Annotated in this window: 8 protein-coding genes; 6 read left to right on the forward strand and 2 right to left on the reverse strand. The window is 75.1% G+C overall.

Annotated elements, in window-relative coordinates:
• Positions 1 to 117 precede the first annotated feature (117 nt).
• The 5 genes from IF651_RS06650 (at position 118) to IF651_RS06670 (ending at position 5725) form a co-directional block, all read left to right on the forward strand.
• On the forward strand, positions 118 to 1329 hold the full coding sequence (locus IF651_RS06650; RefSeq protein ID WP_191828321.1) for an ROK family protein: 1212 nt from the start codon (positions 118 to 120) through the stop codon (positions 1327 to 1329).
• A complete protein-coding gene (locus IF651_RS06655) occupies positions 1326 to 2255 on the forward strand; it encodes a polysaccharide deacetylase family protein (RefSeq protein ID WP_338403810.1) in 930 nt (309 codons plus the stop codon). The genes IF651_RS06650 and IF651_RS06655 overlap by 4 nt, the downstream gene beginning before the upstream one ends.
• Positions 2252 to 3661, forward strand: coding sequence for an MFS transporter (locus tag IF651_RS06660; protein WP_191828322.1), 1410 nt, complete (start codon positions 2252 to 2254; stop codon positions 3659 to 3661). The genes IF651_RS06655 and IF651_RS06660 overlap by 4 nt, the downstream gene beginning before the upstream one ends.
• An 82-nt stretch (positions 3662 to 3743) precedes the next feature.
• Positions 3744 to 4802 (forward strand): cation diffusion facilitator family transporter, encoded by a 1059-nt coding sequence (locus tag IF651_RS06665; protein WP_191828323.1) that lies wholly within the window; start codon positions 3744 to 3746, stop codon positions 4800 to 4802.
• 38 nt (positions 4803 to 4840) lie between these two features.
• A complete protein-coding gene (locus IF651_RS06670) occupies positions 4841 to 5725 on the forward strand; it encodes a CAP domain-containing protein (protein WP_191828324.1) in 885 nt (294 codons plus the stop codon).
• A 68-nt stretch (positions 5726 to 5793) separates the two neighbouring features.
• Here the strand turns inward: IF651_RS06670 and IF651_RS06675 are convergent, their stop codons facing one another.
• Together IF651_RS06675 and IF651_RS06680 are read right to left on the reverse strand one after the other, a co-directional pair.
• Complete coding sequence (locus tag IF651_RS06675; protein WP_191828325.1) at positions 5794 to 6090, reverse strand: WXG100 family type VII secretion target; 297 nt, start codon at positions 6088 to 6090, stop codon at positions 5794 to 5796.
• 156 nt (positions 6091 to 6246) lie between these two features.
• Positions 6247 to 6507: a hypothetical protein gene (locus tag IF651_RS06680; RefSeq protein WP_191828326.1), complete on the reverse strand. Its 261-nt coding sequence runs from the start codon at positions 6505 to 6507 to the stop codon at positions 6247 to 6249.
• Positions 6508 to 6851: 344 nt separating this feature from the next.
• Between IF651_RS06680 and IF651_RS06685 the strand changes: the two genes are divergently transcribed.
• Positions 6852 to 11189: an FtsK/SpoIIIE domain-containing protein gene (locus tag IF651_RS06685; protein WP_191828327.1), complete on the forward strand. Its 4338-nt coding sequence runs from the start codon at positions 6852 to 6854 to the stop codon at positions 11187 to 11189.
• Positions 11190 to 11208 lie beyond the last annotated feature (19 nt).

Here is an 11208-nt window from a genome sequence, read left to right on the forward strand (position 1 = left end):
CGTCGACAGGCGGAGCGCGCGTGGCTAGGCTCACGGCGTGGGTAGGACACCTCGTGTCCTACCAGCCGGGTGGGGCAGCGGCTTCCGCGCGGTGTCCGCTCGCTCGACGGAGATCTGATGGACAAGCTGCTCGCCGGTTCCCCCGCACGACTGCGCGCTCTGAACGCCCGCGCCGTGCTCGACTCCCTCGGCTCGGGACCGCCGCGAGCCCGGCCGGAGATCACCACCACGACGGGACTGTCGAAGACGACGGTGGCGCAGGCGCTGCGCGCGCTCGTCGCGACCGGAGTCGTCGTGGACGCCGGGCTGGACCACGACCGCCGCGGGCCGGCGGCGACCCTCTACCGCGTCGATCCCGACCACGCGTTCGGCCTCGGGGTGGACGTCGCGCGCGACAGGGTGCGGGCCGCGCTCGTGGACGTCACGGGTGCCGTGCGTGCCCGTGCGGAGCGCCGGGACGTGGCGACCACCGTCGCGGCCCGCGCTCGCGCCATCGCCGACCTTGCCCGGTCCTGCACGGCCGACGTCCAGACCCGGCTCGGATCGGGTCGGTCCATCGAGGTGACCCGAGCGGTCGTCGGGCTGCCGACCGTCGTCGGTCCCGATCGAGCGACGATCCGTCGCGTCCCCGGCTTCGAGAAGGGCGGGACGACGCTGCGCGACGCGATCGCCGACGCCCTGGGTTGTCCGGTCGCGCTCGAGAACGACCTCAACCTCGCCGCGGTCGCCGAGCAGCACGACGGTGCCGCCACCGGTGTCCGGTCGTTCGTCGTGCTGGGTTTCGGCGAGGGGTTCGGGGCCGGTCTCGTCCTCGACGGGCGTCTGCACCGCGGCGCCGCCGGCGGTGCGGGTGAGGTCGCGTTCCTGCCGCACGCGGACGGCCCGCTCGGGATGCAGGCACTGGGCACCACCGCGCTCGCGGCGATCGCCCGGGACCACGGTCTGCCCGACGGCATCACCCTGGCCGGTGCCGTCGACCGGGCCCAGGAGGGCGACGCCTCGGCCGGCGCCGCGCTCGACACGGTCGCCGCCCGGCTCGCGGTCGTCGCCGGGACGGTCGCGCTCGTGGTCGAGCCCGAGCTGTTCGTCCTGACGGGCCAGGCGGCGCGGTCACCGCTCGCCGACCGGGTCACGGCGTTCCTGGCCGAGCAGCTCGCGATCCTGCCGATGCACGTCGTCCCCAGCGCGCTCGGCGGTGACGGCGTGGTCCTCGGCGCCGCCCGAGAGGCGAGCGACGCCCTGCGCGAGCTCGTCTTCGACCGGGCCGTGACGGCGACGCCCGGGGACGAAGCGGACGGCGGGACGACGGACGAGGAGGCCGCGGTGTGAGCGGGGCTCCGAGCGGTCTCGCGCAGCGTCTCGGCCTGGACCGGGATGCGAGGGCGATCATCCTCAACGCGGACGACCTCGGCATGTGCCGCGCGGCGAACCGTGCCGTCCTCGAGCTGCTGCTCGCGGGGCACGTCGACTCCGCGACGATCATGGTGCCGTGCCCCTGGGCCCCCGACGCGTTCGCGTCCGCGGCGGCGCACCCCGACCTCGACGTCGGGGTCCACCTCGTCCTGACGAGCGAGTGGACGCGCTACCGCTGGCGCCCGCTGACCGGGGTCGGGACCTCGTTGGTCGACGCCGCGGGCTACTTCCCGGCCGACGTGGCCGCGGTCGAGCGGCACGCGCGCGACGAGGACGTGGCGGCGGAGCTCGCGGCCCAGCTCGAGACCGCACTCGCCGCAGGCGTCGACGTGACGCACCTCGACAACCACATGGGCTCGGTCTACGGGCTCGAGACGGGCAGGGACTTCCTGCCGCAGGTCTTCGAGCTCGCCGCGCGCCACGGGCTGCCGTTCCGCCTGCCCCGCACGATCGACGGCATGGGACTGCCCGACTCCGTGCAGCCCGTCCTCGACGCGGCGACCGTCGCGGCGGACGCGCTCGGCATCGTCGTCCCCGACCGGCTCTGGACGCACCCGTTCACCCTGGCGGACGAGGGCACGGCGGCCGAGGAGGACTACGCCGACGTCAAGGCGGGCTTCTGCGACCTGCTGCGCAGCGTGCGTCCGGGCGTCACGGAGGTCTACCTGCACCCGATGCTCGACGACGACGAGCTCGCCGACGTGGCCGACCACTCGGTGGCCAAGCGCGGGTTCGAGCACCGGTTGCTCGCCGACCCGGACGTGGCCGCGGTGATCGCCGCCGAGGGGCTGGTGCGCGTCGGGTGGCGCGACCTGCGCGCCGTGCAGCGCGGCGAACGGTGAGCGACCTGGTAGCGCGGTGGCGCGACCGCCGGCTGGTCGGGGCACCGACGCGCGCACAGACCCTCGCGTACGGAGCGTCGGCCTTCCCGGCGAACCTGCTGACCCAGACGTTCTCGGCGTTCGTCGTGTACTTCTACGTCGACCACCTCGGCGTCGCCGCCGGCTGGGTCGCGGGAGCGATGATCGCGCACGGGATCCTCAACGCGGTCCTGAACCCGCTCGTGGGCGCCTGCTCGGACCGTCGCCGCACCCGGTGGGGGCGGCGCGTGCCCTGGATCGGGCTGGGGATCGTCCCGCTCGTCGTCGCGTTCGCGCTCGTGTGGACGCCGCCCGACCTGGGCCCGGTCGGGCTGCTCGTGTGGTTCCTGCTCGTGGTCGCCGTGTTCGACGTCGCGTACGTGGTCGTCGTGCTCAACGCCTCCGCGCTCTTCCCGGAGATCTTCCGCACGACGGCGGAGCGCGCCCGCGGCAACACGCCGCGCCAGGTCTTCGGACTGGTGGGGATGATCCTCGGCACCGCCGGTGCGCCCCTGCTGTACGGGACGGTCGGGTGGCCGGGCATGGCTCTCGCGCTCGGGGTCGTGAGCCTCGGATTCTTCGCCTGGTCCCTCGTCGGGATGGTCGAGCGTCCGGTGGACGACGTGACGGTGACCGAGCGCGAGGCGGCCGTGGGCCTGCGTGACCAGATCCGGTACACGTTCGCGAACCGCGCGTTCGTCACGTACGTGCTCGGCTCGCTCCTGCTGCAGAGCACGTCCGCGATCGTGCTCGCCGCCGTGCCGTTCTACGTGCGGTACACCCTCGGTGGGGTCGAGGCCGACGCGACGCTCCTGCTCGCACCCGTGTTCGTCGCGGCAATCCCGTCGATCTTCGCGTGGTCCTGGGTGGTGCGCCGCCTCGGTCCCCGCACCACGATGCTGTGGGTCGTGGCGGTCTACGGAGCCTCGACCTGCCTGTACCTCGTCCCGTCCACCGTGCTCGGCGCGGCCGTGGCAGGGCTGGCCGTCGGCGTCGGGATCGCCGGGCTCATGCAGGTCCTCGAGGTCGCGCTCGCGCAGCTGATCGACGAGGACGAGCGTCGCACCGGGTTGCGCCGCGAGGGCATGTACTTCGGCGCCAACGGGTTCGTGGTCCGCGGGTCGGTGATCGTGCAGGCCGTCGTCGTCGCCGGCGTGCTCGGCGCGAGCGGGTACGTCGAGGGCGCTGCGACCCAGCCTGCCGACGTCGCGGCGGGCGTGCGCCTGCTCCTCGGTGCCGTGCCGGTGTGCCTGGCCGCGCTCGCGTTCGTGTGCTTCTGGTTCTACCCGTTGCGCGGGCGCGGCGACGGGGACGGTGAGGTCCCGGTGGGCGAGGCGATGTCCGACGCCGCGGCGTCGCCCACCGTCGGCGACCCGCTCCCGCGGTAGCGACCGACCGGCCGATCGTCCGGCGACGGCGACGGCGACGGCGTGAGGTGCCGCGCGGACGGACGCGTGGTAGACCGGCACCATGCCGAGCCCCGAGCCGTCCCGCTCGCCCGACGAGAGCGCGCTCGGTCCGGGTTCGCCCGCCCCGGACCCACCGGTCCCGTCCGAGCCCTTCCTCCCAGAGTCCGCGAGCCCGCGAGTCGTCCGGAGCGAGGACTCGGGCAACGAGAGCGTCGTGACGGTCCTCGTCGCGTTCGCCGCGAACGCGCTGATCGCCGTCGCGAAGACGGCGGCGGCGCTCGTGACCGGCTCCGCGTCGATGCTGGCCGAGGCGGTCCACTCGTGGGCCGACACGGGCAACGAGATCTTCCTCCTGATCGCCGACCGGCGCTCGCGGCGCCCTGCCGACCCCGCGCACCCGCTCGGCTTCGGCCGTGAGGCGTACGTCTGGTCGATGTTCGCCGCGATCGGGCTGTTCGCCGTCGGCGCCGGGGTGTCGATCACGCACGGGGTGCAGGAGCTCCTCACGCCCGAGCCGGCGGGAGACTTCGGGGTCGCCTACGCGGTGCTGGGGCTCGCGTTCGTGCTCGAGGGCATCTCCTTCCTGCGCGCGCGCAAGCAGGTGCACGAGGGCGCGCGCGAGGCGGAGAGCGAGACGCTCGAGTACGTCATGACGACGTCCGACCCGACGTTGCGGGCCGTGTTCGCGGAGGACGCGGCGGCGCTCGTCGGGCTCGTCGTCGCGTTCGTGGGCGTGCTGGCCCACCAGCTGACGGGGTCGCCCGTCCCGGACGCGATCGGCTCGATCGTCGTGGGCCTGGTGCTCGCGGTGGTGTCCGTGGTCCTCATCGACCGCAACCGTCGCTTCCTCGTGGGCGAGGCCGCGTTCCCGCAGACCCGCGCCGCGGTCCTGCGGGCCATCGTCGCGATGCCACAGGTGGAGCGCGTGACCTATCTCCGACTGGAGTACGTGGGGCCGCGGTCGCTGTACCTCGTGGCGAGCGTCGACCTGACGGGCGACGACACCGAGGCGACCGTCGCTCGTCGCCTCGACGAGCTCGAGCGTGCGGCGACCGCGTCCCCGCTCGTCGCGGGGGCGGTCTTCACGGTGTCCACGCCGGAGGAGCCGTCGCTCGCCTGACGGTTTCGCCCGCACACCGTTCTCGCTAGGGTCGGGCGATGGCCACGCGACGCACGCCCCGCCACCGCGCGGGGGCGGTGTCGCCGGGAGCGTTCCGCGCTGCCCGACGACGGTCGGGCGAGGGCGCCCGGCATCAGCGGTTCTCGCCGGGCACGGCCGGCGCGGTGACGGCGGGCGTCGCGGCCGTGGTCCTCCTCGGTCCGAGCGTCGGTCTGGGCGCGGCCACCGCGAGCGGGGAGGTCCGTCCGGACCAGGCGGGTCCGCTCGGTCCCGTCGTCGCTGCGCTGCAGGGTGGTGACGCGAGCCCTGCCGCCGCGGTGGTGGCCGAGCGCCTCCCCGACACCGGTGCGCGTGGTGCGCACGACCTGCAGGACGGTGCAGGCGTACCCGCAGGGGACGACGCCGCGAGCGGCAGGCCGTCGCCGGGGTCGAGCAGCCGGGGTGGCTCGTCCTCCGACGACTCCGCGCAGGTGGACGTCGGCACGGACGCCTCGGCTCCCGACGACGCCGAGGACCCGGAGGGCACCGGAGCCGACCGGGACGAGACCGGTGCTGAACCTGGCGGAGCGGCGGCCGTCGTCGAGCTGACGAACGCGGAACGGGCCGCTGCCGGCTGCGGCCCCCTCGCGGTGGACGAGCGGCTCACCGCGGCGGCCCGGCTGCACAGCGAGGACATGGTGGAGCGCGACTACTTCGACCACACGAGCCTGGACGGACGCTCGCCCTGGGACCGCGCGAAGGCCCAGGGGTACGCCGACCCGTCGGGCGAGAACATCGCCGCGGGTCAGCGGACGGCCGAGGAGGTCGTGCGCGCGTGGATGGACTCGCCGGGACATCGCGCGAACATCCTCCACTGCGGGTTCCAGGACCTCGGCGTGGGGTACCAGGACGGGGTATGGACGCAGCTGTTCGGCTGGGGCTGAGTCACGCGTCGGTGCGGGCCGGCGTCGTGCCGACCCGCCCGTGACGGCCCGCCCGGAACGACTCCCGCTCAGATCCTGAACGTGTTCGTCGCGGTGGTCTCTGCCTCGTCGTAGTGGCCGGAGACGTTGCTGAGCATGGTGGAGATCCCCAGCAGGGCCTCCTGGACCTTGCGGCCGGAGTCGTCGAGCTGGCGGTAGAGCTCGGTGAACGCCGCCTTGCCGGAGCCCTCCCAGTCGTCTGCCAGCCCCTCGACCTTGGCCTTGAGGCCGTCGAGCTGGCTCATGATCTCGCCTGCTCCGCCGGAGAGGTCGCGTGAGACCCCCGCGAGCGACTCTGCCGAGACCCTGTACCCCGGTGCTGCCATGAGTGCGTGTCCTTCCTCTGGGAAGGGGCAGCTGCTGCCCCCCTGTCGAGGGACATTCGTACCGCGGCGCCGCGGGCGCCGACAACGAGGTCGGCCTCGGCTGTGGACAACTGCGTCGTCGGGTACGACCGGACCCTGCCGCTCGACGAGATTCCGTCACTCGACGAGGTGGTGCTCGCCGACACCCTGGGCGGCCGGGTCCTCGACAGGTCCCGGTGGGCGACCGGATCCTCCGAGGATCAGGACCACCACGCACGCCAGGACCGCGACGAGCGCCAGGACGGACGCGACGACGAACGCCGGGCGGCGCCACAGCGGCCGGGGTGCGGCCTGGACGGTGAGCTCGGGCAGGGCGTGGTGGTCGCGCTCGAGGCGGACGCCCCCCCGCAGCGCGGGGTCGGTCCAGGAGGGCGACATGCCCGGGTGCGTCGCCGATCACGGGGTGCGTCCGGGTGCCGCGCGAGGTGGTCGGGCGGACGCCCGCCCGGGCCCCGTCGGGGCGGGCCGGCACGTACCGGGCGGGGCCGTCGTCGGGCCGTCGCGGCACGTACGGGGACGACGCCGCCGGGCGGGTGGGAGGGGACGCGGGCGACGGCTGGTCGAGGTGACGGGGCACGGAGCTCCTCGGTTCGGACCGGGCTGTGGACGACGGAGGCCGGGGGGAGCCGCGATGCTAGCGTACGGCGGGTTCGCGCCGGTCCTGGATGCACAGGGGCGGCCTCGACGACGCACGGGGGAGTCGTGATGGCGCAGGGACGAGCATGCAGCTTCCCCTGACGGTGGGGTCGGGAGAGGGCACCAGGGACGTCGTCGTCGACGTCGCGCCGACGACGACCGTGGCCGAGCTCGCCGACGTCCTCGGCGTGGCCGCGTGCGACGTCGCGAGCGTCGACCCGGCCACCGACCTGGCGTCGAGCGGCATCCTGGCCGGCGTGGTGCTGCCGCGCGAGCACGGTGCGGACCTGCCTGCCGGGACGGTTCGGCTCGAGGTCGTCGGGGGGCCGTTCGCGGGGGAGAGCGTCGCGCTGCCGACAGGGACGCGCATCACCCTCGGTTCGGGTGCGGCGATGCGGGTGCGGCTGCTGGACCCGGCGGTCGGCGACCATCACGTGACGCTCGAGGTCACGTCGGGCGCCGGCCACCCGAGCATGTCCGTGCACCCGCAGGGCGCCGCCGTCGTCCTCGTCGACGGCGTCGGGCTGACCGGCGCGCGCGAGGTGGGCCCGGACGACGTCGTGCAGGTCGGGTCGAGCCTGCTGCGGGTCGGGGTCGTGCCGGCGAGCGACGCCCACGTGGTGCCCGACGGCGTCGGCCACGTCGCGTTCAACCGTGGCGCGCGGATCCGTCCCCCGGTCGCGACACCCGCGGTGCGGGTTCCCGGTGGGAAGCCCGCGGACCGGGACCGTACGCCGCTCCCGTGGCTGGCCGCGCTCGTGCCCGTCGTGCTCGGGGTCACGATGGCGCTCGCCCTGGGCCGGTACTGGTACCTGATGATGGCCCTCGCGTCCCCGCTCATGGTCGTGGGCAGCTACGTCACGAGCCGCCGTGCGGCCCGCCGGAGCGGTCGTCGGACCGAGGAGACGTGGCGGCAGGAGGTGCTCGCCGCGCGTGCGCAGGTCGCCCGGCTCGTGACGGAGCAGCGGGTGCGCCGGTGGCACGACCACCCGGACCCCGTGGCGGTGCTCGACGTCGCGGTCGCCCCCGGCGCCCGGCTGTGGGAGCGGCGGGCGACCGACCCGGACGCGGTGACCGTGCGCGTCGGCGTCGCGGACCAGGACCTCGACGTGCGCTGGGAGGGAGCCCGTGCCCGCGTCGACGGCGTCGCCGTGAGCGTGGGTGTCTCGCCCTCCCCGGTCACGGTCGAGCTGAGCTCCGGCACCGTCGGCGTCGCGGGGCCGCGGGACGTCGCGGTGTCCCTCGCCCGGGCGATGCTCGTCCAGCTCGCGGTCCTCCGCTCGCCACGCGACCTGCGGGTCGTGCTGCTGTGCGAGGACACCGCGCAGGACGACTGGGACTGGGTGCGCTGGCTCCCGCACGTCGGCGGTGGCGCCGGTGCGTGCGTGCAGGTCGGCAACACGCCGGCGACCCGCCAGGCCCGGGTGCGCGAGCTGAGCGGGCTCGTGGAGTCGCGCCGCCGTGCGGCGCGCGAGAGCTCGCGTGCCGCGTTCGACACCCAGACGGTCGTCCTTCTCGACCAGGCGCGCGGGATGCGCCTCCTGCCGGGGATGGTGACGCTGCTCGAGCACGGTCCGGCGGTCGGCGTCTTCGTCGTCGCGCTCGACGAGCACCGGTCGCGCCTGCCGCAGGAGTGCGCGACGGAGGTCGCCGTGGACCGCCAGGACACGACGACCGGTGAGGTCGTGGCGCGGGACGGCGTCGTCGGTCCCGTGCTGCTCGACGGCACCTCGCTCGACGTCGCGCGTCGCGCCGCACGTGCTCTCGCCCCGGTCGTGCACGTCGCGGGCGTCGGGGACGAGCACCTGCTGCCGTCGTCGGTGCGGCTTGTGGACCTCCTCGGCGTGGACCTGCAGGACCCGGCGCCGATCGTCGCGGCGTGGGCGGCCGTCCCGCGCTCGACGTACGCCGTCGTGGGTGCGGGCGCGGACGGCGTGCTCGGCGTCGACCTCGCGGAGGACGGACCGCACGGGCTCGTCGCGGGCACGACGGGATCCGGCAAGTCGGAGCTCCTCCAGACGCTCGTCGTGTCGCTCGCGCTGGTCAACCGTCCCGACGCGCTGACCTTCGTGCTCGTCGACTACAAGGGCGGGTCCGCGTTCGCGGACTGCGAGCGGCTGCCGCACACGGTCGGGATGGTGACGAACCTCGACGCGCGCGGCACCGAACGCGCCCTGGAGTCGCTCGACGCGGAGCTGGAGCGCCGTGAGACCGTGCTGCGCGACCTGGGGGCCAAGGACGCCGACGCCGCGTGGGAGCGCGACCCCGTCGCGGCCGCCGCGCGAGGGCTGGCCCGGCTCGTGCTCGTGATCGACGAGTTCGCCGAGCTCAGGACGGAGCTCCCCGACTTCGTCTCCGGTCTGGTGCGCATCGCGCGCGTCGGGCGCTCGCTCGGGGTGCACCTGATCCTCGCGACGCAGCGACCTGCCGGCCAGATCACGGCCGAGATGCAGGCGAACACGAACCTGCGCGTCGCGCTGCGCGTCACGGACAGGACGGACTCCACCGACGTGCTCGGCTCGGGCGAGGCCGCGTCGATCGGCTCTCGCCAGCCCGGGCGCGGCTTCGCCCGACGCGGCACCGGCGCCGCGCCCGTCGCGTTCCAGACGGCGCGCGTCGCCGGGCGACGGCCCGGCGCGGCACCGGCGACGACGTCCCCGCGGGCGGCGTCCGTGCCGTGGGAACGACTCGGGCTGCCCGTCGCGTTCGCACCCGACGCCGCTGATCGCGCGGACGTGGACCACGACGACACGGACCTGCGCGCCGTCGTCGACCTGCTCGGCGCCGCGGCCGCCGCGGCCGGGGTGGCGCGTCGCCCCTCCCCGTGGCTCCCCGAGCTCCCGGCGGTGGTGGACGTCGACGACGTCGTGGCCGGCGGGCGGGCCGCGCAGACCGCCGTCGTGCTGGGGCTGGAGGACCTGCCCGCGCAGCAGGCACAGGTGCCGCTCGAGTGGGACGTGGCGTCGGGTTCGCACGTCGCTGTGATCGGGGGCGCGCGCTCGGGCCGCACGTCGACGCTCCGCGTGGTCGTCGCCCAGCTCGCGGCGACGTGGTCGCCCGCCGACCTGCACCTGTACGCGCTCGACTGGGGTAACGGCGCGCTCGCGCCGATGGCAGGTCTGCCGCACTGCGGTGCGGTGGTGACACCGGTCGAGACCGGGCGACTGGAACGCTTCCTGCGCCGTCTGCACGCCGAGGTCGCCCGCCGTCAGCAGGTCCTCGCGGCCGGGGGCTTCGGCGACCTCGGCGAGCAGCGCGCCGCGGTGCACGGGTCGGAGCGGCTCGCGTACGCCGTGGTCGTCCTCGACGGGTGGGACCGGCTGGTCGGCGACGTCGCCGACCTGGACGCCTTCCGGTCGTCGTTCGCGCGGCTGCTGCGCGAGGCGCCCGCCGTGGGGCTGCGCGTCCTGCTGACCGGTGACCGGAGCCTGCTGGTGTCCGAGAGCAAGGTCATGGGTGCGGTGGAGACCCGGTACGTGCTGCCGCTGACGAGCCGCGACGACTACCGCTCGATCGGGCTCCGGGAGCGGCACCTGCCACGCGAGGTCGGGCCCGGGCGGATGCTGTCGGGCGGTGCTCGGGTGCGAGAGGCGCAGATGGCGCTGCTCCCGGGCGCGGCCGACGGCCAGGGTCAGCAGGCCGCCTTCGTCGAGCGGATCGCCCGGGCGCGTGCCGTGCCGGGCCCCGTGCACCCGCCCCCGGGGTCCGGTGGCGCGACACCTCCGCTGCGCGTCGACGTGCTGCCCGACGCGATCTCCCGCACCGACGCGTCCGCGCTGCCCGTCGCGCCGGGATGTCCCGCCGACGGCGTCACGGTCGCCGTCGGTGGCGACTCGTTGTCGCGCTACACGGTGGACCTGTTCGACAGCCCTGGTCTCCTCGTCACCGGGGACCGTCGCACCGGCCGGTCGACGGCGCTCGCGATGGTCCTGCGGCAGCTCGTGGACCGCGGCGCCGGAGTGCTGGTGGTCGCGCCCAAGGACTCGCCCGTCCGCCGGCTCGCGGTGCGCCGGGGTCTGCCGCTGTTCACCGGCGACGACCTGGACGCCGACGACGCGACGTTCGTCGCCACGGGCAGCCGCGCCACCGAGCAGGCGCGGGCCGCCGGCCTGGACCGCGTCGTGGTGGTGTGCGACGACGCCGAGCTGGTCAACGGCACCCGGGTCGGTGACACGATCCTGCGGTCCGCCGACCGCCTGGTCCACTGCGTCTCCGTGCTGCTCGACGCGACGGGCGGCTACAAGGGCCTGGACACGGAGGCCAGGAAGGCTCGCCAGGCGCTCGTGCTCAGCCCGACTCGGGCGGTCCAGGGGTCGGGGGCGGTCGGGACCATGATCCCGCCGCACGCGCTCGGCGCGCGCGGCCCCGGTGGCGGCGTCTGGTTCGACCACGGGACGTTCGTGCAGGTCCAGGTGCCGGGCTGAGCGCGGGCCTCGCGGGCGG

This window comes from Cellulosimicrobium arenosum (assembly GCF_014837295.1).
Lineage (GTDB): Bacteria > Actinomycetota > Actinomycetes > Actinomycetales > Cellulomonadaceae > Cellulosimicrobium > Cellulosimicrobium arenosum.